The organism is Chryseobacterium sp. MEBOG07, assembly GCF_021869745.1.
In the GTDB taxonomy this organism is placed as follows: domain Bacteria; phylum Bacteroidota; class Bacteroidia; order Flavobacteriales; family Weeksellaceae; genus Chryseobacterium; species Chryseobacterium viscerum.
The window spans coordinates 3459929-3486574 of sequence record NZ_CP084579.1; the positions used below are offsets into that span (position 1 = coordinate 3459929).

22 protein-coding genes are annotated in these 26646 nt (G+C 37.1%); 9 read left to right on the forward strand and 13 right to left on the reverse strand.

What is annotated here, in order from left to right; translation table 11 throughout:
- Positions 1-21 precede the first annotated feature (21 nt).
- From LF886_RS15955 to LF886_RS15975, 5 genes are all read right to left on the reverse strand, one after another.
- Positions 22-513, reverse strand: a complete 492-nt coding sequence (locus LF886_RS15955; RefSeq protein WP_103233862.1) for a hypothetical protein — start codon at positions 511-513, stop codon at positions 22-24.
- Positions 514-844: 331 nt separating this feature from the next.
- Entirely contained in the window at positions 845-4027 is a 3183-nt protein-coding gene (gene carB / locus LF886_RS15960) for a carbamoyl-phosphate synthase large subunit (protein WP_236850510.1), read from the reverse strand.
- Between the two features lie 57 nt (positions 4028-4084).
- Positions 4085-4438, reverse strand: a complete 354-nt coding sequence (locus LF886_RS15965; protein ID WP_236850512.1) for a four helix bundle protein — start codon at positions 4436-4438, stop codon at positions 4085-4087.
- Positions 4439-4479: 41 nt separating this feature from the next.
- A complete protein-coding gene (locus tag LF886_RS15970; RefSeq protein WP_103234758.1) occupies positions 4480-5553 on the reverse strand; it encodes a carbamoyl phosphate synthase small subunit in 1074 nt (357 codons plus the stop codon).
- A gap of 97 nt (positions 5554-5650) precedes the next feature.
- Positions 5651-6541 (reverse strand): aspartate carbamoyltransferase catalytic subunit, encoded by an 891-nt coding sequence (locus tag LF886_RS15975; RefSeq protein ID WP_317207634.1) that lies wholly within the window; start codon positions 6539-6541, stop codon positions 5651-5653.
- A 240-nt stretch (positions 6542-6781) separates the two neighbouring features.
- Here LF886_RS15975 and LF886_RS15980 point away from each other — a divergent pair, with 240 nt between their 5' ends.
- Positions 6782-7243 carry an Lrp/AsnC family transcriptional regulator gene (locus LF886_RS15980; protein ID WP_077414878.1) on the forward strand — a complete coding sequence of 154 codons (462 nt, stop codon included), beginning with the start codon at positions 6782-6784 and terminating at the stop codon, positions 7241-7243.
- A gap of 615 nt (positions 7244-7858) precedes the next feature.
- On the opposite strand, the gene argH is transcribed toward LF886_RS15980, so the two are convergent.
- The 8 genes from argH to LF886_RS16020 all read right to left on the reverse strand — a co-directional run bounded on the left by argH (position 7859) and on the right by LF886_RS16020 (position 16904).
- Entirely contained in the window at positions 7859-9163 is a 1305-nt protein-coding gene (gene argH / locus LF886_RS15985; RefSeq protein WP_236850513.1) for an argininosuccinate lyase, read from the reverse strand.
- Between the two features lie 347 nt (positions 9164-9510).
- Positions 9511-10593, reverse strand: coding sequence for a M20 family metallo-hydrolase (locus LF886_RS15990; protein WP_124536081.1), 1083 nt, complete (start codon positions 10591-10593; stop codon positions 9511-9513).
- Positions 10568-11362, reverse strand: a complete 795-nt coding sequence (argB, locus tag LF886_RS15995) for an acetylglutamate kinase (RefSeq protein WP_236850514.1) — start codon at positions 11360-11362, stop codon at positions 10568-10570. The genes LF886_RS15990 and argB overlap by 26 nt, the downstream gene beginning before the upstream one ends.
- A gap of 75 nt (positions 11363-11437) precedes the next feature.
- On the reverse strand, positions 11438-12397 hold the full coding sequence (locus tag LF886_RS16000) for an N-acetylornithine carbamoyltransferase (protein WP_236850516.1): 960 nt from the start codon (positions 12395-12397) through the stop codon (positions 11438-11440).
- A gap of 231 nt (positions 12398-12628) precedes the next feature.
- The gene (locus LF886_RS16005) at positions 12629-13768 is read right to left on the reverse strand and encodes an aspartate aminotransferase family protein (RefSeq protein WP_236850518.1); all 1140 of its coding nucleotides are present in this window, start codon (positions 13766-13768) and stop codon (positions 12629-12631) included.
- Positions 13769-14031: 263 nt separating this feature from the next.
- On the reverse strand, positions 14032-14997 hold the full coding sequence (gene argC, locus LF886_RS16010) for an N-acetyl-gamma-glutamyl-phosphate reductase (protein ID WP_236850520.1): 966 nt from the start codon (positions 14995-14997) through the stop codon (positions 14032-14034).
- Between the two features lie 52 nt (positions 14998-15049).
- Positions 15050-16246, reverse strand: coding sequence for an argininosuccinate synthase (locus tag LF886_RS16015; protein WP_236850521.1), 1197 nt, complete (start codon positions 16244-16246; stop codon positions 15050-15052).
- Positions 16218-16904 (reverse strand): GNAT family N-acetyltransferase, encoded by a 687-nt coding sequence (locus LF886_RS16020; RefSeq protein ID WP_236850522.1) that lies wholly within the window; start codon positions 16902-16904, stop codon positions 16218-16220. The genes LF886_RS16015 and LF886_RS16020 overlap by 29 nt, the downstream gene beginning before the upstream one ends.
- Before the next feature lie 160 nt (positions 16905-17064).
- Here LF886_RS16020 and LF886_RS16025 point away from each other — a divergent pair, with 160 nt between their 5' ends.
- From LF886_RS16025 to LF886_RS16060, 8 genes are all read left to right on the forward strand, one after another.
- Positions 17065-17481 (forward strand): helix-turn-helix domain-containing protein, encoded by a 417-nt coding sequence (locus tag LF886_RS16025; protein ID WP_103232335.1) that lies wholly within the window; start codon positions 17065-17067, stop codon positions 17479-17481.
- A 238-nt stretch (positions 17482-17719) separates the two neighbouring features.
- The gene (locus tag LF886_RS16030; RefSeq protein WP_236850524.1) at positions 17720-19099 is read left to right on the forward strand and encodes a porin; all 1380 of its coding nucleotides are present in this window, start codon (positions 17720-17722) and stop codon (positions 19097-19099) included.
- Between the two features lie 189 nt (positions 19100-19288).
- Positions 19289-20869 carry an MFS transporter gene (locus tag LF886_RS16035; protein WP_236850526.1) on the forward strand — a complete coding sequence of 527 codons (1581 nt, stop codon included), beginning with the start codon at positions 19289-19291 and terminating at the stop codon, positions 20867-20869.
- Positions 20870-20912: 43 nt separating this feature from the next.
- A complete protein-coding gene (locus LF886_RS16040; protein ID WP_034696261.1) occupies positions 20913-21140 on the forward strand; it encodes a DUF6814 family protein in 228 nt (75 codons plus the stop codon).
- A gap of 62 nt (positions 21141-21202) precedes the next feature.
- A complete protein-coding gene (locus LF886_RS16045; protein WP_103232332.1) occupies positions 21203-21397 on the forward strand; it encodes a hypothetical protein in 195 nt (64 codons plus the stop codon).
- Positions 21390-24092 (forward strand): ATP-binding protein, encoded by a 2703-nt coding sequence (locus LF886_RS16050; protein ID WP_236850527.1) that lies wholly within the window; start codon positions 21390-21392, stop codon positions 24090-24092. The genes LF886_RS16045 and LF886_RS16050 overlap by 8 nt, the downstream gene beginning before the upstream one ends.
- Before the next feature lie 9 nt (positions 24093-24101).
- Positions 24102-24461 (forward strand): response regulator transcription factor, encoded by a 360-nt coding sequence (locus LF886_RS16055; protein WP_124536105.1) that lies wholly within the window; start codon positions 24102-24104, stop codon positions 24459-24461.
- Positions 24462-24587: 126 nt separating this feature from the next.
- The gene (locus LF886_RS16060) at positions 24588-26474 is read left to right on the forward strand and encodes an AMP-binding protein (RefSeq protein WP_236854322.1); all 1887 of its coding nucleotides are present in this window, start codon (positions 24588-24590) and stop codon (positions 26472-26474) included.
- The last annotated feature ends 172 nt before the right edge of the window (positions 26475-26646 follow it).

Below are 26646 nucleotides of genomic sequence, written 5' to 3' on the forward strand. Positions count from 1 at the left end.
GAACTGAAAAAGCTTATATCATTACATAGCCATCATCATGGACATATAATAGTTGGCGCAATGCAAAGCATTAATTAAGACAATTTCTTTATTCGGAAGTGTTTCGAATTTTTCAGAGGTCGTGATATTATATTCATAGTTCATAGAGCTCCACTTCAGATTCGGCTTCATCACAAAGAGTTCTGTTCCCTCCTGATCAGCCAATACAAATGATTCTTTAAATATTCCTCTATGCTTAAAAAGAAAACCGTCTTTCACTCCATCAAAATAGGTCTGAATGACAATTTCTCCATTCCAGTTCATACGAAACTTCAGAAGAACCCTTTCATTGTCTTTCAACTCAATAGTGGTTCCCCAGAAACCTTTGGGTTCGACCAGATAAAAACGGTTACCAATCTCAATTTCTGCATTAAATTTAAACCAGCTTGTATAGATAAGTCTTCCTATGAACTGACTGTCTTTTGTAACTTCAAAAGATAAAGAATTGCTTGATTTTGCTTGATATTCTGCCATGGTTATTCTTAGATTTGATGGAATTTTATCTGTTTTTAAATATCGTTATAGCTTTTATTTTGTAACGCACTAATTTATAAATAATTCGGCAAAAATCAGATAATTTTAACCCTTTGCTATTAACTAGTTAATATTAATTTTAGTTATATCCTATCCATTGATATTTTACTTTTAAATATTTATCCAAATCATACGTAGTCTTTTGGGATATATTATAAAATTATATTTCCGATTTTTGATTAGACAGCCTAAGAAAATTTTTAGTTTTAGAATTAAAAAACCTCATAGATTTCAGAAATCTATGAGGTTTACAATATTTATTTTGTCCGAATTACATCGTCTCCATTTTGAAGCTCATGCTTTCGATTACTTTTAAGATCGCTTCTACTGTATCCATTGACGTTAAACAAGGAACACCATTTTCTACGCTCATTCTTCTGATTTGGAATCCGTCTCTTTCAGCTTGTTTACCTTTTGTAGTGGTATTCACAACATACTGAACTTTTCCTTTCTGAATCAGGTCGATAAGGTTTACGCTTTCTTCTCCGATTTTGTATCCGATTTTGCAAGGGATTCCTTTTTCTCCGAAGAACTTCGCAGTACCTTCTGTAGCCCAGATTCTGAATCCTACTTCATGGAATCTTGCTGCAAGAGCTGCCGCTTCTTCTTTGTGCTTATCTGCTACCGTAAACAGGATAGAGCCGTGCATAGGAACTTTTCTTCCGGCTGCAACCAATCCTTTGTAAAGTGCCTTTTCAAGGGTTGTATCTTTCCCCATTACTTCTCCTGTAGACTTCATTTCAGGGCCTAAAGAGATATCAACTTTCGTTAATTTTGAGAAAGAGAACACCGGTACTTTTACAAATACCCCTTCTTTGTTTGGAACCAATCCGTTTTTGTATCCTAAATCTTTCAGTTTTTGTCCTAAAATTGCCTTTGTTGCAAGGTTAGCCATTGGAACCTCTGTGATTTTAGATAAGAAAGGAACTGTTCTTGAAGAACGTGGGTTCACTTCGATTACGTAAACATTTCCTTCAAAAAGAACGTATTGGATGTTCATTAATCCTATCACCTTTAATCCTTTTGCCAGCCTTTCTGTATAGTCTACCAGGGTATCAATTTCACTCTGAGAAATATTCTGTGGTGGATATACCGCGATAGAGTCTCCGGAGTGAACTCCTGCTCTTTCGATATGTTCCATAATTCCCGGAATTATTACTGTTTCACCGTCACAGATGGCGTCTACTTCAATTTCCTTTCCTACCATGTACTTGTCTACCAAAACAGGGTGCTCTGGGCTAGCCTCTACAGCGTTCTCCATATAGTGAGCCAATTCTGCTTCTGCGTATACAATTTCCATTGCTCTACCTCCAAGAACGTAGCTTGGACGTACCAATACCGGGTAACCGATTTCGTTTGCAATTTTTATCGCTTCTTCTTTCGATGTAGATGTTCTTCCTTTTGGCTGAGGAATTCCCATTTCCTGAAGTGCCTTTTCAAATTTGTCTCTGTTTTCAGCTCTGTCAAGATCTTCTAATGAAGTTCCTAAGATCTGTACTCCATGAGATGCCAATTTATCGGCAAGGTTGATCGCCGTTTGTCCTCCGAACTGTACAACTACTCCTTTAGGTTTTTCAAGATCGATGATGTTCATTACATCTTCTTCCGTAAGCGGCTCGAAGTATAATTTGTCAGAGATCGAGAAGTCTGTAGAAACAGTTTCAGGGTTATTGTTGATGATAATTGCTTCATAACCCATTTCTTTGATCGCCCATACTGAGTGAACAGTAGCGTAGTCAAACTCAACTCCCTGTCCGATTCTGATAGGTCCTGAACCCAGTACAATGATTTTTTCTTTGTCTGAAACAACACTTTCGTTCTCTTCTTCGTAAGTTCCGTAGAAATAAGGGGTTTCACTTTCAAACTCAGCGGCGCAAGTGTCTACCATTTTGTAAACCGGCATTACTCCGTTTTCTTTTCTGAAGTCAAAAACCTCACGTTCTGCTACATCCCAAAGAACGGCAATAGTGACATCTGCAAAACCTAATTTTTTAGCTTCAATTAATGTTTCCTTATTAAATTTGTTCTCAGCGATTACTTTTTCGAAATCAACTAATTTTTTCAGCTTCCAGATGAAGAACTTGTCGATTTTACTCCATTCTACAATCTGTTCCCAATCATATCCTCTTCTTAAAGCGTCACCGATGATGAATAATCTCTCATCATCACACACTCTGATTCTTCTTTCGATTTCTTCAGCAGTAAGAGCCTCAGCCTGCTTCGTTTTTAATCCTAAATGTTTGATTCCTGTTTCTAATGAACGGATAGCTTTCTGTAGAGATTCTTCAAGATTTCTTCCGATTGCCATTACTTCACCAGTCGCTTTCATCTGAGTAGAAAGTCTTCTGTCTGCTGTTTCAAATTTATCGAATGGGAATCTCGGGAATTTTGTTACTACATAGTCAAGAGCTGGCTCGAAACATGCGTATGTTTTTCCTGTTACCGGGTTCATGATTTCATCCAGAGTTAATCCTACAGCGATTTTTGCAGCAATTTTTGCGATCGGGTATCCTGTTGCCTTACTTGCTAAAGCTGATGAACGGGAAACTCTAGGGTTTACCTCGATAATATAGTAGTCGAATGAGTCTGGATCTAAAGCCAGCTGTACGTTACATCCTCCTTCGATTCCTAAAGCTCTGATGATTTTTAAAGAAGCATTTCTCAGCAACTGATACTCTCTGTCTGAAAGTGTCTGAGAAGGTGCCACTACGATAGAGTCTCCTGTGTGAACTCCTACCGGATCTATATTTTCCATGTTACAAACCACAATGGCATTGTCGTTTGCATCACGCATTACTTCGTATTCAATTTCTTTGAAACCAGCGATTGATTTTTCAATAAGACACTGTGTAACCGGGCTGTGCTTCAATCCCAGTTCAGCAATTTCTTTCAATTCTACTTCATTGGAAGCGATACCACCTCCTGTACCTCCCATTGTAAAGGCAGGACGAACAATTACCGGATACCCGATGTTTTCAGCAAAAGCAAGGGCTCCTTCTACGGTATTGACAATATCAGAGTCTGGAACCGGTTCGTTCAATTCTCTCATCAATTCACGGAAAAGGTCTCTGTCTTCTGCTCTGTTGATTGCAGAAAGTGTAGTACCCAGTACTTCCACTTTACATTCTTCAAGAATTCCTGATTTTTCCAACTCAACAGCCATATTCAGTCCTGTTTGTCCTCCAAGTGTTGGTAATAATGCATCAGGACGTTCTTTTCTGATGATGTGGCTTACAAACTGTAATGAAATCGGCTCGATATATACTTTATCAGCGATTTCCACATCTGTCATAATTGTTGCAGGGTTTGAATTGATCAAAATTACCTTGTAGCCTTCTTCCTTTAAAGACAGACAAGCCTGCGTTCCTGCGTAATCAAATTCAGCTGCCTGACCAATGATGATAGGTCCTGAACCGATTACTAAAATTGTTTTTATATCTGTACGTTTTGCCATTTTTTTTTTTAGATACAAGATGTTAGATGTCAGATTTCAGACATCCAACAGGATGTTTTACTTTTTTAAATTAGATTTGAATGTATAAATCATTCTTTGAATTTCATTCAGATTTGATATTAAACTGTTAACTTTTTCTACATCAAGTAAATTTAATTCTCTAGTTAAAATTAACTGGGTCTGCAACTCAAAAGAAGAAGCATTTGCAATACCAAGAAAATGATAAAACTCTTTATCGTTATTTCTTCCTGCACCTTCTGCTATATTTGAAGGAATGGAGATTGCAGATCTTTTAATTTGAGAAATCAAACCAAACTTTTCATCCTTAGGTAATTCTGAACAAATGATATAAACCTGTTTTGCAAGTTCAATCGATTTTTGCCAAAAAACTAACTTTTCAAAATTATGCATGATAGAGTCTGTTATCTGATGTCTAATATCTGAAGTCTTTCTTACTTTTTAAAGTCCTCCATCATTTGAATAAACTCATCAAACAGGTAGTTTGCATCTTCAGGGCCTGGGCTTGCTTCAGGGTGATACTGAACAGAGAAACAAGGGTGAATCTTGTGTTTCAGACCTTCGTTTGTTCTGTCGTTCAATGCAATATGTGTTTCGATAAGGTCTGTTCCTTTTAAACTTTCCTGATCTACTGCATACCCATGGTTCTGAGAAGTAATAGCTACTGTATTTTTCTCCAGATCCAATACCGGGTGATTTCCACCTCTGTGTCCGAATTTCAGTTTGAAAGTTTTCGCTCCACAAGCAAGACCAATCAACTGGTGTCCTAAACAGATTCCGAAGATCGGAACTTTTCCTAATAATCCTCTGATCATATCCAAAGCATGCGGCACATCTTCCGGGTCACCAGGACCGTTTGACAGCATGATTCCGTCCGGATCCATCAATAGAATCTCTTCTGCTGTGGTATCCTGTGAAACAACGATGATATCGCAGTTTCTTTGAGATAGCTCTCTGATAATTCCCAGTTTTGCACCGAAATCTACCAACACTACTTTGAAACCTCTGTTAGGGTTAGCATAAGGTGTTTTTGTTGAAACTTCCTCTACCTGATTGGTTGGGAAATTTGTTGCTTTCAACTCTGCAGCTACTGCAGCTTCATCAGCATCAGCGTTGACGATTTTTCCTTTCACCACTCCATAGTTACGAAGAATTCTTGTCAGTCTTCTTGTATCAATTCCTGAAATTCCTGAAAGGTTTTTCTTTTTAAATAATTCATCTAAAGTAATCTGAGTACGGAAGTTGGAAGGAAGATCGCAAAGTTCTTTTACGATAAGCCCTTTGATTGCCGGCTCTATACTTTCATAATCATCACGGTTAATACCATAATTCCCGATAAGCGGATAGGTCATACAAACTATCTGACCGCAATACGATGGGTCAGAAATCAATTCCTGATACCCTGTCATTCCGGTATTGAAAACTACTTCCCCTGCAGTTTCCAATTCTGCTCCGAAACCTTCTCCATGAAACACTTCACCGGACTCCAGTATTAATTTTTTCTTCATTTTTTCTATTTAGATTTTCTTTTACTTTCTTTTTACTTTTCCTAATTTGTATAATGTCGGCTATATGATATATGCTTTACATTTTACTTTGCGCAATTTACTTAAACGTAAATCCTTTTTCTTCTAAAGCTTCTTTCAAAATGGCCATTCTGGCGAATACTCCGTTTTGCATTTGTTTGAAGATTCTTGATCTCTCACATTCTACAAGGTCTGAATCTATTTCCACTCCTCTGTTGATTGGTGCCGGGTGCATGATGATTGCTTCTTTTTTCATTACCTGCTCTCTTTCTTTGGTCAGACCATATCTTTTATGGTATTCTGAGGCAGTGAAGCTCATTGCCGCATCATGTCTTTCATGTTGAATTCTTAATAACATCAGCACATCCACTTCAGCGATCAGCTCATCTACTGAAAGATAGGTTCCGTTGATTAAAGCTCCCTCGTCAAACCATTGTTCAGGTCCTGAGAAGTATACTTTAGCGCCTAATCTTCTTAATGCTTCTGCACTTGAGTTGGCAACACGGCTGTGTTTTACATCTCCTACAATTCCTACTTTTAATCCTTCAAACTTTCCGAATTCCTGATAGATCGTCAGCAAGTCCAGCATACATTGTGAAGGGTGGTTTCCTGTTCCGTCACCTCCATTGATCACCGGAATGTTAATATTTTGCAGTTCCTCGAAGTACCTGTCTTTCTTATCTCGGATAACGACAAGGTCTACTCCTATACTTTCAATGGTCTTTACTGTATCATAAAGACTTTCGCCTTTGTTTACCGAACTGTGCGATGCATCAAAAGGAACTACCTGAAGTCCCAGTTTTCTTTCTGCAAGATCAAAACTTGTTTTGGTTCTTGTACTGTCTTCGAAGAAAAGGTTTGAGCAAAAAACTTCTCCTTCAATTTTAGCAGTTTTACCATTTGCAAAAGCCATTGCTTCTGTCAGTATACTGTTGATTCTCTCGGTACTTAGTTCTGTAATCGTAAACATAATTCTTATTTTTGGGCATAAAAAAAGCGAAGACAACAATCTTCGCTAATAACAATAAATATCGTAAAGGGCGCTTTCGCCCGGTAAATCTAATGATATAAATGCTTTTTTATTCATTAGGTGCAAAGATATAACAATTTTATGAACCTACAAAAATTAAGTTTAAAATAAATTAAAAACCTCAGTATTTCCTTATTCTCATTTAAAATTAATATTTTTGTTAAAACTCAAATTTATTCTATGGATTTAAAAGACAAAATGATTCTCAGCATTATTCAGGAAGACTCTACACTATCGGTTAAAGAAATTTCCGAAAAGATTGGTCTTACCTTTACTCCTACGTATGAGCGAATCAAACAGTTGGAGAAACAGGGGATCATTCAGAAATATGTCGGCCTTTTAAACCGTGAAAAATTGGGTTTAAATATTGTAGTCTACTGTAATGTCCGTCTCAAGGAACAGTCCAAGAAAGTATTGGAAACCTTTGAAGAACATATCGGAAAATACGATGAGGTACAGGAAATCATCAGTCTTTCCGGAGAGTATGACTATATGTTGAAAATCATTGCCAAAGACATCAATTCTTATAACGAATTTGCGGTGAATGTTATCTCAAATATTCCTAATATCGGCCAGTACCATAGCTCTATCGTGCTTCATGAGGTAAAAAAATCTACCAAATTCAAAATTGATCTGGAATAAATATTTCCGCTTTAAACTTACAATTAATTCCTATTTCATTTGCTTAAAATCTTTGATTTTCTTGCGTCTTGAAAACCTTATACATATTTGTTTTATTTCTTGTGCCTTTGCGCTTACCACCATATTTTATTTTGTTAGAAAACGCAAAGACGCAAAGAAATTTATCAACTTTATGCTATAAGGCGCAAAGATTTTATCTTCGATAAAATTTTGGGCAGTATATTTACTCTTTATTTTCAACTATAAATAATACTTCACTAGCCAGCAAAATCTACTAAGTTCAAGATTGAACTGGAGTAAATCCTTTTATTTTATACCATTAAGTTTTTTAAAGGATGAAGAATAGTTAAGGGATTCGCAAGCGAATTACTCAAAAGTAATACTTACAAATTGCAGGTTTTCTTAACCCACCTTAAAGTCACCATCTACCTTAATGGTTCAATATAATCAATCATCAAATTCAAAGAGCGGAGTAAAATCAAACCATTAAGATCACTTAAGCAGCTAAGATTTATTAAGATTAAGGTTTACAAACGAAAAGACAGCAGGCTAAAATAATTTTTAGAAATTCCACTGATTCTGCACAAGTTTTTGATGACCTTAATGGCTTATATTTTAACCCAATAATTTATTTTTCAGTTTATTAAACTGGTATTCTATTTTATCCAGACAAAGATTCCCGATACTTCCCTGGTGGGTATGTTCAAGGTTTCCCTGCTTAAATTCAAATTCATTGTTTTCGATCTCCTGCCCTACCTTCACATAAGCATCACGGAATGAGCTTCCATTTTTCACTTCTTCATTGATCTTTTCTACACTGAAAAGGTATTTATACTTTTCATCTTCCAGAATCCCGTCTTTTACCTGAATATTAGGCAAAGTATAGCTTAGGATCTCTAAGCATTCTTTTAAAGAATCTATGGCTGGGAAAAGGATTTCTTTGGTCAGCTGTACATCTCTGTGATATCCTGAAGGAAGGTTATTTGTCAAAAGAATCAGTTCATTCGGAAGCGACTGGATTCTGTTGCATCGTGCACGAACCAGCTCAAAGATGTCCGGATTTTTCTTATGAGGCATAATGCTGCTTCCTGTTGTAAATTCCTTTGGAAAACTGATAAAATCAAAATTTTGGCTCAGATACAGACAAACATCATAAGCAAATTTCCCAAGCGTTCCCGCCAAAGTCGCCATAGACATTGCCAGCATTTTTTCTGACTTCCCACGGGTCATCTGAGCATACACCGAGTTATAATTCATCGACTGGAAACCTAAGTTATAGGTCGTACTTTCACGGTTGATCGGAAACGACGAACCATAACCTGCCGCTGATCCCAGTGGATTTTTATTAATGATATTCTTTACTGAAAACAGCATTTCCACATCATCCAAAAGCGCCTCCGCATAAGCTCCAAACCATAAACCGAATGATGAAGGCATTGCAATCTGCAAGTGAGTATATCCCGGCAGTAAAACATTCTTGTGCTGATCTGCCAACTGAATTAAAATCTGGAAAAACTCATCAGTAAGACCTGTGATCTCACGGATTTCATCCAATAAATACAATTTAATATCCAGTAAAACCTGATCATTTCTTGATCTTGCCGTGTGGATTTTCTTTCCCGTATCTCCTAATTTTTCAATTAAGATCGCTTCTACCTGAGAATGGATATCCTCAGCATCTTTATCAATTTCAAAACTCCCATTCTCAATTTCATTTAAAATAGTCTCCAAAACAGATAGCATCTGCTCCGATTCTTCCTGAGTGATAATGCCGGTTTCTGCCAACATTTTACAATGTGCCATAGAACCTTTGACATCATATTTCGCTAAACGTTCGTCAAAGTCAAGATCTTTCCCGACTGTAAATTGAGTGACTAATATATTGGTGGCCAGGTCATCCTTCTGCCATATCTTTTTCATATGTAATTGTCTATTTTTTTTAAAATCATATGCAATCACCACTTCTATCTGTTGTATTACCAGAAAAATTCGTGGGTAGTGATTTCATAATATTTGATTTAAAATATTTGTTGGTTTTGACATGCCCAGCAAGGCAATCCTTATTACTATTAACTATAAAAAAACATTTCCTTATGTAAAGTCTTCATTTCTAATTTTCTTTTTGCATAAATCTTATTAAAAACTAAACTTCAATGCCTGCCGGGCAGCGTCAAAACATATATTGAGCTGGAAGTCTGAGGCTGGAGGCTGGAAGCTAATAACATACTGTAATAACTTCCCTTCTTCCTGCTTCCCTCTTCCATTCCTTATAACACTTTTTCTAAAATTCTGATGTAGATTTCTATTCCCTCTTCTATTTCCTGGATATAGATAAATTCATCTGCCGTATGAGAGCGCCTACTGTCTCCAGGGCCCATTTTCACGGATGTACATGGAATAATCGCCTGATCTGAAGAAGTAGGTGAACCGTAAGTTGTCCTTCCGATTTCAATCCCTGCTTTTACAAACGGATGGTCCATTTCGATCTTTGAAGAATTCAGTCTGAAAGATCTTGCAGTCAACGTAGATTTCATCTGAGACTGAATGATTTCAAATGTTTCCTGATTGGAATATTCGTCTGTAACCCTCACATCCAGTGTAAAATTACACGACTCCGGAACAACGTTATGCTGTACTCCTGCATGAATTCCGGATAAGGTAACTTTCACTTCTCCCAGATACTCTGAAACCTTTGGAAATTTAAAGGCTAAAATATTCTGCAGATCCAGCATACATTTTACAATCGAGTTATCATTATTAGGATGAGCGGCATGAGAAGGAGTTCCTTTCATTTCTCCATCAATCACAAGAAGGCCTTTTTCTGCAATCGCCAGATTCATCTGCGTGGGTTCTCCTACAATGGCGAGTTCTACATTAGGCAGCTGCGAAAATAAAGCTTCAATTCCATCAAATCCTGAAATCTCCTCCTCCGCCGTCAAAGCAATAACTAAATTATATTTTAAATCTTCTTTATCATAAAAGTGTAAAAAAACCTGTGCCATAGAAACCAAAGAAGCTCCGGCATCATTGCTTCCCAGCCCAAACAGCTTTCCGTCTTTTTCAATAGGAACAAACGGATCCAATGTATAAGCCTTATTAGGTTTTACGGTATCATGATGTGTATTCAGCAAAACAGAAGGTTTAAACACATCAAAGTGTTTATTCACTGCCCAGATATTGTTTTTAAAACGTTTGGTAGGAATCTGATGTTTCTTGAAAAAATTCTCAATTTCCACTGACGTATTGAATTCATCTTTACTGAATGAAGGAATCTCAATCAAATTTTTAAGCAATCCGACTGCATTATTCAACAATTCTTCTTTATTATAAACAGATTTCAGTTCCTGCATGATGATTTTCTATATGGTTTTTAAGTTCTGTTTCTTTGATCAGAAACACCTTATTTACATTATTTTTTATTGCTCCCAGAGCATTTTCAAGTTTGGGTAAAATACCCTTGTGAAGCTTTCCTTCTTCTTTTAATACTGCAAACTCTCCTTCCGTTACACTTTTGATCAATGATTCAGGGTCGTTTACATCTTCCAAAACGCCTGCTTTATCAAAGCAATACAAAAGTTCAACTTCATATTTCTCCGAAAGAGCCTGCGCCATTACAGAAGCAATAGTATCTGCATTGGTATTAAAAAGGTTTCCTTTTTTATCGTGGGTAATCGCAGAAAATACAGGAACAAGATCCAGTTTCATTAATTTTGAAACCAGTTTTTTATTCACGCTTTTCTTATTGATATCTCCCACAAATCCGAAGTCTATCTCAGGGTCTTCTCTTTTTTTGGCCTTGATCAGATTTCCGTCTGCACCGGAAAAGCCTATGGCATTGCATTTTTTCTGCTGTAATTTTTCAACAATATTCTTATTGATTCCTCCTGCATATACCATTGTTACAATGTCCAATGTCTCTTTATCCGTAATCCTCCTTCCGTTGATCATTTTCTGCTCAATACCCAGTTTATCAGCCAGCGTTGTCGCCAACTTTCCACCACCATGAACAAGGATCTTCTTTTCCTGGATTTCAGAAAACTGTTCTAAGAATTGGTTTAATAATTCCTCATCATCAATTAGAGCTCCCCCAATTTTTATGATGTATAATTTTTTTTTCATTGTAAACTTTTTGAGATCCTTACCTCTTTCATCTTGTCAAGGTTTTGAACCTCGGCAGTGATGGAAAGCAAAAAATTATTTGGCTTTTAATTCATCTAAAATTTCACTGAACACAGCCTGCGCAGAGAAAATACGGTTTTTTGCCTGCTGATAAATGATAGAATTCTCTCCATCCATCACCTCATCACTCAATTCTACATTACGGCGAACCGGAAGACAGTGCATTACTTTTGCATTGTTGGTATTGGCTAATTTTTCGTTCGTCAGCATCCAATCTCCCTTCACTTCAGGCATTGCTGCATAGTCATCAAAAGAAGACCAGTTTTTTACATAGATGAAGTCTGCATCTTTCAACGCTTCATCCTGATCATGAACCACTTTTACATTTTTTGTAAAATTTTTATCCAAATCATACCCTTCGGGATTAGCAATTACCAGCTCTACATCCATTTCCTGCATCCATTCTGCGAAAGAGTTTCCAACGGCATGTGCAATAGGTTTAATGTGTGGCGCCCAAGTTAAAACCACTTTTGGTTTATGCTCTTTTTCCCAGTTCTCAGTAATAGTAATACAGTCTGCCAGACTTTGTAGCGGGTGACGGGTTGCAGATTCCAATGAAATGACAGGAACTGTTGCATGTTTTTCAAACTGACTTAAGATGCTTTCATTCACATCATCTTCCTTGCTCTTCATTCCGGCAAAACAACGCACTGCAATGATATCACAATATTGATTCAGAACTTCAATAGCATCTTTAATATGTTCTACTGTATCTCCATTCATGACAGCTCCGTCAGCGAATTCAAGATTCCAGGCTTCCTGAGCAGCATTTAATGTCAATACATTTAATCCCAGATTTTGAGCAGCAATCTGACTGCTCAGACGGGTTCTAAGGCTTGAGTTTAAAAATACAAGTCCTATTGTTTTCCCTTTTCCTTTTTCTGTTTCGGTAAGGGGGTCTGCTTTTATTTGTAACGCTTTTTTTATGATTTCCTGTAAGTTTTCAACATCACTTACAGAGGTGAATTTTTTCATTTTGAATTGATTTTAAAGATTTCTTTTACCTATTAGTTGTTGATCTAACCACAAAAGTTTTTATTTAAACACTTTAGAACACTTAAGTTTTAAAAGTTTATTAATTTGAAAATATGTAAGATCACATCAGATGAAAATCAAAGATTTTCAAAAACTTAAGTGTACTCCTTAAGCGCTTAGTATTTTCTTACAATCACTTAAGTGTTTAAAATCTTTTGTGACTTTTGTGGTTTAAATTTTCTCCAATACTGTTTTCAGAGCATTGATGAAAAGATCCGTTTCCTCTTTTTTTATATTCAGTGCCGGAAGAATCCTCAACACTGTTTTATCGTTAGAGTTTCCTGTGAAAATATGATGATCGAACAATAAGCTTTTCCTTATTTCTGAACAGTCTCTATTGAGTTCTATTCCTATCATCAATCCTTTCCTTCGGATGGATTTAATATGTGGTAAATCTTTAATTTCATTTTCAATATACGCGCCCATCTGCTGAGCGTTTTCGATAAGATTTTCATCTTTCATTACATCCAGAACAGCAATTGAAGCCGCACAAGCCAGATGATTTCCCCCGAATGTAGTTCCCAGCAAACCGTTGCTTGCCTGGAATTTAGGATGGATCAAAACTCCGCCAACCGGGAAACCATTTCCCATTCCTTTAGCTGTAGTAATGATATCTGCTTCTACACCAAACTCCTGGTGCGCAAAGAAATATCCGCTTCTTCCATATCCTGACTGCACTTCATCCAAAATAAGAACAGCATTATATTTCTCGCACAATTCTTTAATTTTAGATAAAAATTCCTGCGTTGGAATCATAATTCCTCCTACTCCCTGAATTCCTTCGATAATCACAGACGAAATTTCATTTCCATACTTCTCAAAAGTTTCTTCAAGCTGCTGTACATCATTCCATTCTGATTTGATAAATCTTTCAGAAAAGTTCACCGGAGCCACAATTTTTGGATTGTCTGTCACAGAAACCGCTGCGGAAGTTCTTCCATGGAATGAACCTGAGAAATACAGCACTTTGTTTTTTCCGTTATGAAATGAAGCCAGTTTCAATGCATTTTCATTTGCTTCTGCTCCTGAGTTGCATAAGAAAAGATTGTAATCTTCATATCCTGAAAGTTTTCCCAACTTGTCCGCCAATTCAGTCTGCAGTTCATTCTGTACCGAATTGGAATAAAAAGAAATTTTTTCCAATTGATCTTTCAGTTTGTTCTGATAGTGTGGATGGTTATGTCCAATGGAAATGACAGCATGACCTCCGTAAAAATCAAGATACTGTTCTCCTTTATCATCCCAAAGAAAAGATCCCTGAGCTTTTACCGGATTTATGTTGAATAATGGATATACGTTGAATAAATTCATTTTTTGTTTTTTTTATTCTTTCTTTTGTCTTAAAACAAAAGAAACAAAAGTTCAAGACCTGGAAACTTCCGCTAAAAATTAGTTCTATTCTCTAAAAATTCTAAAACTTGTGCGAAATCCAAATTGGCTTTTCGGTTATTTATTTCCCTCGCAATTCGAACAGTAGAATTTTCTTAACGTTCATAGAATTAATTTTCTTAACGCTCCATTTTCCTAAGTCGGATTTACTTCTTGTTTAAAATTCTCAATTACTTATTGTCAATTTAGAAGGCTATTGGCTTCAAATTCAGGCCTGCATTTTCTTCCCAGTTCATGGCCAGATTCATATTCTGTACTGCCTGTCCTGAAGCACCTTTTAACAAATTGTCAATCGCTGAGTGAATAACGACAACATTTCCACTCTTTTCGATCTGAATCACACAGCGATTGGTATTGACAACCTGCTTTAAATCAACTGCCCTGCTACTTACCGTAACGAAAGGCTCCTCTGCATAAAAATCCTGATACAATTGTTCTATTTCCTTCAGCTCCAGATCCGTCTTCATTGTGGAACTTGTAAAAATTCCTCTTGCAAAATCTCCTCTCCATGGAACAAAATTCAGGGTTACTTCTTTATTATTATATGAAATCAGCTGTTGTAAAATCTCATCTACATGCTGATGAGTTAAAGTTTTATACGCTGAAACATTATCATTTCTCCAGGTAAAATGAGTCGTTGCCTGCAAAGACTGTCCGGCTCCTGTAGAACCTGTAATCCCTGTAGTAAAGACTTCATTTAAGACTCCTTTTTCTGCTAATGGCAGCAAAGCCAATTGAATCGCCGTTGCAAAACATCCTGGATTGGCAATACTTTTTGCCCCTGCCAGTTGTTTTTTATTGATTTCCGGTAATCCGTAGATAAAATCTCTGTTTCCGAAATTTCCTTCTAAACGGAAATCATTTCCAAGATCAATAACCAGTGTTTCATCCTTAACTGAATTTTTAGTTAACCAATTCTGACTTTCCTTATGCGGAAGACATAAAAAAAGAATGTCTACCTCTTCAGGCTTATCGGTCAAAACCATTTCACAAACCGTCGTTAAATCCGGGTACAGATCCGAAATTTTTGTTCCCGAATTTGAACGACTATATAAAAAACTCAATGTCACATGGGGATGAAAAGCCAGTAAGCGTATCAGCTCACTTCCTGTATAACCGTTGGCACCAATTATTCCTACTGTTTTCTTCATTTTGATTCTGACAGAAACACATCCTGCCTTACATTAAATCGTCCCTTCGGAACTAGTTGATATTCTGGTTAATCTGGTGGTATATATTTAAAGAATTACTTACAATTTTTGTATATCCTTTCACGTCATCACCGGTCCATGCTCTGTTGGCTTCTCCATAACTTCCGAATTTATCAGACATGAGATCATGATCGGATTCTATTCCGTTAAGAATAAATCTGTATGGATGGAGCGTTACAAACACTTTCCCACTTACAGTTTTCTGAGAATCTGTCAGGAAAGATTCTATATTTCTCATGACAGGATCTAAGAAAAGTGCTTCATGAAGCCAGTTCCCATACCAATCGGATAACTGCGACTTCATCATTTGCTGATATTTTGAAAGGGTATGCTTTTCTAATAAATGATGCGCTTTGAGAATCACTGAAGCTGCTGCCGCTTCAAATCCTACGCGTCCTTTAATCCCAACAATGGTATCTCCTACGTGAATATCGCGACCTATTCCATATGGTGAAGCCAAAGTTTCTATTTTTTGAATGGCATACACAGAATGTTCAAAGCTTTCTCCATTTACTGCTACTACTTCTCCGTTTTTAAACTCGATCTCCAGTTCTGAGGGCTGAGTTTCTTTGATTTGAGATGGAAAAGCTTCTTCCGGAAGGTAATTTCTTGACGTCAAGGTTTCTTTCCCTCCTACTGAAGTTCCCCAAAGTCCTTTATTGACTGAATATTGTGCTTTCTGGAATTCCATTTCATACCCGTGATCTTTCAAAAACTCAATTTCTTCTTCGCGGGACAAAGCCATATCACGGATTGGCGTAACGATCTCTATATTCGGACACATTACCTGGAAGATCAAATCAAAACGAACCTGATCGTTTCCGGCTCCTGTACTTCCGTGTGCAATGGCATCTGCCTGTACTTCAATAGCATATTTTGCAATTTCCTGCGCCTGAATGGTACGCTCAGCACTTACAGACAGAGGATAGGTATTATTTTTCAATACATTCCCAAAAATCAAATACTTCACACATGAATTATAATAATCTTCCTGAGCGTCTACGCACCTGTATTCCTTTACTCCAAGATTGAAGGCTCTTTTTTCCAATTCTTTTTCTTCTTCTTTAGAAAAACCTCCGGTATTTACAGTAACGGCATACACATCATATCCTAGAGTCTCACTAAGATATTTTGCACAGTAGGAAGTATCTAAACCTCCGCTAAACGCTAAGATGATTTTCTTTTTCATCTGGACTTTTTTTATTTTTATTACTAGTCAAATGAAACTCACCAACGGAATTTTGTGCAGAATGCCCAAAATCGGCTTGGCTCATTTCATCATATTTATTTTCAGGACGATTACTTATCGTCTCTTTTTTTTTATCGTTTTCAGGAACAAATAACATCGCTGTACACAGACAGTTTTTACGTTCCTTCATCATTAAAATCTCATAGTTCACGCAGTTCTTGCAACCGTTCCAGAATTCTTCATCCTGAGTCAGTTCAGAATAGATTACTGGCTTATAGCCTAAATCACTATTGATTTTCATTACTGCCAAACCTGTTGTCAATCCGAATACTTTTGCTTCCGGATATTTATCTCTAGATAATTGGAAAACTTTCTGCTTGATCTGAGTCGCTATTCCTCCGTTCCTGAATTTCGGAGACACAATCAGTCCCGAATTGGCTACAAACTTCCCATGTGACCAGGTTTCTACATAACAAAAACCTACCCACTCACCATTTTCAGTGGCTACCACAGCATTGCCTTCTGAAATCTTCTTACTCAAATATTCTATGGAACGTTTTGCGATCCCCGTTCCTCTACGCTGTGCAGAATCGTACATTTCCTGCTGTATTTCACTCACATACATTAGATGTTCGCATGAGGAAATTTCTATTTCCATTTATTTATCTAATTTTTTTGGCAAATTTAAAATATATTTTCTTTTAAATCCAAATAAAAAAGATATTTTTTTTGATTTACAATTTTAAACAGGTAAAATTATCTTTAATCAAAAATATACATTTGCTAATTTATTATATATTTGCTAAAATAATATAGTTATGGAAAATACCTGTCCTAAATGCAACAGTACCAAAGTGGTAAAAAGCGGGATCATCAATGAAAAACAACGCTTCCACTGCAAAGACTGCAAGTACTATTTTACCGTTAAAAAACTGGGAAAACAGATCGATGATTATTATGTAACCAAGGCTCTTCAGCTTTACCTGGAAGGTTTAAGCTATCGTGAAATTGAAAGAATTATCGGTGTTTCACATGTTACTATAAGTTCATGGATCAAAAAGTACAATATCACAAGACCTCCTCACTCTGAGTTTCATCCTGTTTATAAGATTTTAAAACAAAACGAATTGATTGACTATATTGCAAAGGAAGAAAACATTAAAAACTCAGGGATTATCATTACTCAGTTTGCCGATAAATACATGTTGATTAAGTGGGAAAGATTTAAGAAATAGTGTGGGTTTCGAGGTACGGGATGCGAAAGATAAGTGATGTAATATTAAAAAATAAAATACTAATTAGTAAATACTTAATCGCATTTTAATTCAAAAATAAGGATCATAAAACCCGAAAATTCCACTATACAACAAATCACAACTATACTATTACCACTAATATATATTAAATTTTCATAAACAAATTATTAATTACAATTTGGCATTCACAAAAAACAACGCCAAAAATTGATAATTTATGAAGAAATTACTTACATTTATTGGAGTAGCCTTAATCAGCGGTTCTGCATATTCCCAAGGTTCTCCTGATTACGGCAATGGCTTAAAAATAAACCTCAATCCGAATGGTGATAAATTCGTCAGATTTATCTTATGGGACCAGTTTTGGCTAAGAAACACCTCCATGAACCCCGGAAGTATGGTAGGCAGCGAACCCACTGACAACTCCTGGAGTGTAGGAAACAGGAGATTACGAGCCTTAGCCTACGCACAAATCTCTAAAAGATATATGATTCTCCTTCATTTTGGGATTAACAACCAAACTTTTATCAATGGAGGCGCAACAGGTACTTCCGGCACAGGAGGTTATGGAAATGGAAAGAAAACCCAGCTGTTTTTTCATGATGCATGGAACGAATACGCAGTTATTTTACCTGGAGAAGCGGGAAAATTCAGTTTATCTTTAGGGGCAGGACTTCATTACTATATGGGGCTTTCCCGTATGACCATGGCTTCTACGCTTAATTTCCTGACATTAGACTCTCCTGTCTTTTCCTGGCCGCTGATTGATAACTCTGACCAATTTGCAAGACAACTTGGAATGTTTGCGAAAGGTAAATACGGAAAACTGGAATACCGTTTCAGCTTAAACAAACCTTTTGCAACCGATCTTACTCCCTCGAATGTAACAGACCCTTCGAAAGCTGTAGCAGTAGACAACAACGGAAATCCAAGTTTTTCAAAAGCAGGATATGTTGAATACCAGTTTCTTGATGAGGAATCCAATACCCTTCCCTACAAGGTAGGATCTTATCTCGGAACAAAAAAAGTTTTCAATGTGGGAGCCGGTTTCTATCATCAGGCAGACGGAACAAGAACTTCCGTGAATTCAACTATTGAAAAGCATGATATTACTCTTTTTGCCGTAGATGCTTTCGCGGATATTCCATTGGGAGAAGCAAAAAACAAAATGGCAGTTTCTGCTTATGCAGGATATTATAACTACAATTTCGGTCCAAATTATGTAAGAAACCTGGGAACTATGAATATTGCAGCTTCTGATCCTAATTTTATCGGAAATAAAGCCATCGCAGGACCAGGAAACCTACAACCCACTATCGGAACAGGTAATATTATCTACGCGCAGGCGGGTTTACTTTTACCCAGCCAGGCAGAAAAACCGAAAATCAGAATACAGCCTTTCGCAGCCTATACTCACAAAAGCTTTGAAGCCTTTGACAAATCATCTTCTCAGTTTGATGTTGGAGCCAACTGGTTCATAGACGGCCATCATGCGAAAATAACAACACAATATTCAACAAGACCTGTTTATACAAGTCCTACAGAAAGCCCTTCTTCTAAAGGGGAGTTTGTTGTGCAGTTTCAGATCTACTTATAAAATTTAACCATTAAGAGTAGTAAAGAAATTAAGATGAATTAAGTTTCATTAAAGGTAGACAGGAAGAATACCGCTGAATAAAATAGCTTTAGCTAAAAGCTTAATTATTCTTATCAACTTAAAATCTCTTAATGGTTCAAAAAAAATTCAAATTAAAATCCTATTCCATTAATATCAAAAATTAATCATATGAGCGAAAACCATCACGAAAGCTACGAAAATATGACCGACAGGCAGAAAAACCGCACCATTTGGAGCGTTATCACCGCCTCATCACTCGGTACATTGATAGAATGGTATGACTTCTATATCTTCGGAAGTTTAGCCGTCGTTTTAGCCACCAAATTTTTCCCTGCAGATAATCCTACTGCAGCATTTTTATCTACCTTGGCAACTTTTGCAGCCGGATTTGTTGTAAGGCCTTTCGGAGCTTTATTTTTCGGAAGACTGGGAGATATTATAGGAAGAAAATATACTTTCCTTGTTACTTTGCTGATTATGGGATTTTCTACTTTCCTGATCGGATGTATTCCAAGCTACGAAACCATTGGATTCATGGCACCGGTTTTAGTTTTAATTTTAAGACTTCTTCAGGGATTAGCCCTTGGAGGTGAGTATGGAGGCGCGGCAACATATGTAGCTGAATATGCCCAGCCTCATCGAAGAGGTTACTGGACTTCATGGATCCAAACCACCGCAACAGCAGGACTTTTCATTTCACTGATTGTTATTTTAATTACGAAAACAACCCTTTCTGCAGAAGAATTTGACACCTGGGGATGGAGAGTTCCTTTCTGGATCTCAATTTTAATGGTTGCTGTTTCTTATGTGATCAGAAAAAACATGAAAGAATCTCCGCTTTTTGCTAAGGCTAAAAGTGAAGGAAAGACCTCTAAAAACCCTTTAAAAGAAAGTTTCGGGAATAAATATAACTTCAAGTTTGTATTATTGGCTTTATTCGGAGCTGCAATGGGACAAGGGGTCATCTGGTATACAGGACAGTTCTATGCTATGAGTTTCCTTCAAAAAGTGATGTATGTAGAATCTTCACAGGTAGATTCGTTAATGGCCATTGCTTTATTTTTAGGAACTCCTTTCTTTGTATTCTTCGGATGGCTGTCTGATAAAATTGGAAGAAAAGCTGTAATGATGACCGGAATGCTCGTCGCTATTTTAGCTTACAGACCTATTTATGAAAGTATGTTCAAGAGTGTAAATCTTGAAACCAAAACCCTCGCTACCAATGGAATTACAGAAAAAAGAACCGCCAAAATCCATAGTAATATTGCTACAGACAGCCTAGTTACTTTTCACAAAGAAACCCTTTACACAGATGGCACTTTGATTAAAAAAGACAGTGTTGTTCATTGGTCACCTGCCGGAGTCGTTATGAAAGACGGAAAAGCTGAAGAGCCTAAAGTATCTCAAAGCTTAAAATTAAGTGACAACACCAAATGGTATCTGATCTTTTTGGTATTTATTCAGGTGATATTTGTGACTATGGTATACGGACCTATCGCTGCTTTCCTTGTTGAAATGTTCCCTGTGAGAATCCGTTACACCTCAATGTCATTGCCTTATCACATCGGAAACGGAGTATTTGGAGGGCTTCTTCCGGCAGTGGCAACTTATCTGGTAACTACCGGAAAAGAAGCGGGACATGCAACATGGTATCTGGAAGGACTCTGGTATCCGATTGGAGTTGCCACCGTATGTTTGATCATTGGATTATTTTATCTTAAAAGCAAGAACAATAATCTTCACGATTAAGTACTGAATCACTCAAATTTTTATTAATTTTAAAACTACTAAAATGAACGGACTAAAAAAAATATTAGGCATTCTCTGGATCGCCATCGCGGTGATTGTAGGATATTTCGGAATTACAGTATTGGGAATCCCCAAAATAGCTTCCGGAAAACAGGAAGATCTGGTTTTTGGCATCATCATTCTTTTTGTACTGATGCCGATTATCTCAGGCGGAATGGCCATTTTCGGTTATTATGCTTTAAAAGGAGAATATTCTGACGATAAAATTTAAAAGAAATATGGATAATTGATGAATGGCTGCATTCATCAATTATCTTTTATCAAAAATCATTTATGAAAAAAAGACACGAACAAAAACTTATCATACTGAGCATAGGTCTTATGATTGCTTTCAGTATTCCAATTTCACTGATATTCAACAGTGAAAAGGAAGTTTTAGGCTATCCCATGATCCTGATCTACCTGTTCGTTGTCTGGATGATCTCTATTATAATTTCTTTTGTAATTGTAAAAAGGTATAATGAGTAGTTTTGCATTATTTTTTGTCGTCCTTCTTTACCTTGCCCTTCTTTTCTTAGTTGCCCATCTGGCAGAGAAAAAAAAGAGCAAACGCTGGATCAATAACCCCTACATTTACGCTTTATCCCTCGCCGTATATTGCACTGCATGGACGTATTATGGAAGCATTGGCGTTGCAGCGACAAGCGGATTAAACTACTTACCCATTTACATTGGGCCTATCATGATTATTCCGGCATGGATCTATATCAACACCCGGATTGTAAGGATTTCAAGAGTCAATAAAATAAGCAGCCTTGCCGATTTCATTTCATTGAGATACGGGAACAGTAGAAGCCTGAGCGCTATCATCACAGTGGTCTGCCTTCTGGCAATAGTACCCTATATTGGGCTGCAGATCAAAGCTATTTCTGAAACCTTCCATCTGGTAACAGAAACTCCGATGTCCAAAGATATCCTGACCGATAATGCGACTTTTGTGGTGGTTTTAATTGCCTTATTTTCCTCTTATTACGGAACACGATATGTTGATGCATCAGAAAAACGTTTGGGAATTATCTCAGCGATTGCTCTGGAAAGTTTTTTAAAGCTATTCTTCATTATCATTCTTGGGCTTTTCGTAATCTATTATGCCTTCGATGGATTCTCAGATATTTATGAGAAGGCCAGCAAGTTTGAAGATTTTAAAGAAAAAAATACCTTCAACGGGATTGAAGGAGCGATGAACTGGATGGTTCTGTGTATGATTTCTGCAACAGCGATCTGCATTCTACCGAGACAGTTTCATACCGCAATTGTTGAAAACAGACAGGAAAAACATATTAAAACAGCCATTTGGTTTTTCCCGCTTTACCTTCTAATCTTTACTATTTTTATTTTCCCGATTGCCTGGGGAGGAAGATTGATTTTTGACGGACAAAAAGTAAATCCTGAGTTCTACTCTATTTTGATTCCGCAGCATTTTGGCAACACCTTAATCACGGTGCTTGTTTTTCTTGGAGGATTGAGTTCCTGCATTTCAATGATTATCATCTCTGCCATTACTCTATCCATCATGCTTTCCAACAACCTCATCATTCCATATGGACTATTGGGAAAATTAAAGTCTGAAAGTGAAGAAAAAAATACAAGAAGCATCACCAATATCAGAAAATTCAGCATTTTTGCGCTGATCATCATGGCCTTTGCCTTCTACAAATATTTCATTCTGAAAACTTCGCTGGATTCTGTAGGATTAATCTCATTTGTCGTGATTGGACAACTTGCTCCAGCATTTTTCGGAGCTTTATTCTGGAGAAGAGGAAGTTACAAAGGTGCTGTTACAGGACTTTTAGCCGGATTATTAATCTGCTATTTCGGGCTGATTATTCCACAGTATTATTTTTCGTACAATCAGGAGCTTAAAGGGGTAATCAGGGATATGTATAACGCTTTCGGCTTTTTTACCATTCCTTATCTGGGCAGAATTCCGCAGATCTTTTTCTGGTCGATGCTCGTCAATACAAGCTTTTTTACCATTATCTCTGTAAGTTCCAAAGGAAATTACCGCGAAAGAAACTTTGCGGAACTGTACGTAGATATTGACAAATACATTCAGAATCATGAAAATGCTTTTATCTGGCGTGGAACAGCCTATATTTCAGATATTCAGAATATTCTTGAGCGTTTTTTAGGCAAAAATAAAACAGAGCAGGCATTAAGAATTTTTAATTTAAAATATAACATCGATTCCAAAACGGAAACCGCCGACTCAAGATTTATCAAATTCTCAGAAAACCTTTTGGCAGGAAGAATCGGTACGGCTTCAGCAAAAATATTAATTGAAGGAGTCACTAAAGAAGATAAAATATCTTTAAAGGAAGTTTTAAATATTCTTGAAGAATCTCAGGAAAATATCAGTTTAAATAAAAAACTTACGGAACAATCTGAAGAGCTACAGAAACTTTCCAATGATCTGCGAACCGCTAACGAAAATCTCATCATCAAAGACCATCAAAAAGACGATTTCCTCGATTCTGTTGCTCATGAATTGAGAACTCCAATCACGGCCATTCGTTCTGCAGGGGAAATTTTAGCGGATGACGACGATATTCCTTTTGATATCAAACAAGAGTTTTTAAATAACATCATCACAGAATCTGACAGATTAAGTGAGATCATCAATGACATTCTTTATCTGGACAAATTACAGCACGGTGAAATCTCTTTACACATTCAGGAAAATAATATCACGGAAACCTATAAAAAAGCATTAAATCCACTTATTCACCTGATACAGCAGAAAAATATTCATTTAAGTGAAGTTAATCTCCTGAATCATTTTATATTTGAATATGATGAAGCGAGAATGATTCAGCTGTTTCAGAACATCTGGGGAAATGCCTTAAAGTTCACAGATGAACAGGGAACAATCCAGACGAAATTATTTGAAAAAGACAGGCAGCTCATCATCAGTATTTTCAATACCGGGAAGCATATTCCTGAGGAAGATTTGGAAATGATTTTTGACAAATTTTATCAGTCTAAAAATCAAAATATTTTAAAACCAACTGGAAGCGGACTGGGACTGGCCATTTCCAAAAAAATAGTACAGGCGCACAGCGGAAGTATAAAAGCCGAAAACAGTGGACTAGGCGTTACTTTCACCATAACCATTCCCGAAAAAACTAAAAAAGAGATTACAGATGAAGTTGAACACCATTAAAACCTTTTTATGAGAAAGATAATCATTGCGGATGACGAACACAAAATATTAATGTCGCTGGAATACAGCTTTAAGAAAAATGGCTATGACGTCTATATTGCCCGAGACGGAACAGAAGTACTCGATTTTCTGAAAACGATGGTTCCGGACGTGATCCTTCTCGATATCATGATGCCGAATCTTGATGGATACAGCACTTTGGACCTCATCAAACAGGATGAAAAACTGAAAGACACCAAAGTTCTCTTTCTGAGTGCCAAAAACAATCCCAGAGATATTGAAAAAGGATTGGAAATGGGAGCTGATGCTTACGTCACAAAACCCTACTCGATTAAGAAACTGATGCAGCAGATTGAGGAGATGTTTTAAGGGAGAATGAAGAGCCAAGAATCAAGATATAAGACTTCAGATAACGACTGGTAAAAACGGTTATTGCTTCGTCTTTGGCTGCAATTTAGCCTTGAAAAGGATAGGCAAAAAACCAAACACAAGACTATTGATATGGATACATTATTTAAACAAAGCATAGAACATAAAGAAGATTTCTGGAAGGAGCACGCCGGAAAACTCAAATGGTTTGATTTCCCCCAGCAAATCCTTTCAAACGGTGACAATGATTACCCACAATGGTTTTCCGATGGAAAGCTCAACATGTGTTACTTATGCATCGACAGGCACATTGAAGAGGGATTTGGAGATCAGATTGCCATCGTTTATGATTCTCCTGTAACGGGTCAAAAGAAAACCTATACTTTCAGTCAGGCGAAAGAGGAAATTGCAAAATTGGCAGGAGGGCTGGCTTCTTTAGGATTACAAAAAGGAGACACGACAGTTATCTATATGCCTATGATTCCGCAGACTCTTTTTGCCATGTTGGCATGTGCCAGAATCGGGGTTATTCACAATGTGGTTTTTGGAGGCTTTGCTCCTCATGAACTTGTCGTGAGAATTGATGACTGCAAACCAAAAGTTTTAATCACAGCTACGGCAGGAGTGGAAATCGCCAAAAGAATTCCTTATCTCCCGCTGGTGGAAAAAGCGATTGAACTAGCACAGGATAAAGTAGACAATATCATTGTATACAACCGAAAATTGGTAGATAATCAGGATGAAATGTTCGACGGATTGATTGATTATGAAGAACTGGTTGAGCAATCAGCTCCTGCAGACTGTATTTCTGTGGAATCTACCCATCCGCTTTATCTTCTTTACACATCGGGAACTACCGGAAAACCTAAAGGTATTGTTCGTGATACCGGAGGGTATGCCACTGCATTACAATTCTCCATGACCTATATTTACGGAGTGGAACCGGGAGAAACCTATTGGGCGGCTTCAGATTTTGGATGGGCAGTTGGGCATAGTTTTTCTGTGTACGGACCATTAATCAACAGAAATACCACTATTATTTTTGAAGGAAAACCTATTATGACTCCTGATGCAGGAACATTTTGGAGAATCATTTCAGAATACAAGGTTTCAGTGATGTTTACGGCTCCTACCGCTATCAGGGCGATTAAAAAAGAAGATCCGAACGGAGAATTGGTAAAAAAATATGATCTTTCACATTTCAGAAAACAGTTTCTGGCAGGTGAAAGATGCGATGTCGCTACTCTGGACTGGTTTGCAGAACATATCGGCGTTCCGGCTATAGACCATTGGTGGCAGACAGAATCCGGATGGCCTATGCTTGGGTTACTGACTCACGATGAAAACTACCAGATCAAAAGAGCTTCTGCAGGAAAAACTATTCCTGGATATGACATTAAAATCTTTGATGAAAACGGCTTAGAACTCGATCCGCATCACGAAGGTTATCTGGTGATCAAACTTCCTCTTCCGCCCGGTGCCATGCTTGGAATATGGAAAGATTACGAACGTTTTGAAAACAGCTACCTGTCCCAGTACAAAGGGTATTATTTTTCAGGAGACGGTGCTATACAGGATGAAGACGGCTATATTTTCATTACAGGAAGAGTAGATGATGTGATCAATGTAGCAGGACACAGACTTTCCACCTCTGAGATGGAAGAAATTGTTTCTTCGCATCCGGATGTCGCAGAATGTGCTGTAGTTGGCATTGATGATGACTTAAAAGGACAGGTCCCTTTTGCCACTGTTGTATTGAAAAACGGTTCAGCTATTTCTGAAGAAGACATTGAAAAAGATATTATTCAAATGGTCCGCAATAAAATCGGAGCAGTGGCTTTTCTAAAAAACGCTATGGTTGTCAAACGCTTACCTAAAACACGATCCGGAAAGATTTTAAGAAAACTGATCCGAACGCTGCTTGACGGAAAAGATTTCCAGGTTCCCTCAACGATTGACGATGAAAAAATCATTGATGAAATTCAGGAAAAAATCAAGGAATATAGGGCTTAAGCGGGAAATTAAACATAAATTTAAATATTTGTTTAATCCATTATAAAACGTTGAACCATTAAGAGAAATAAAGATATTAAAGAGTATTAAGTTCATCAAAGATAATAAGAAGCATCGTTAACTAAATAGTTTCAGCTATGATTTTAAACCACTTAAAAAGTTAACGGCTTGC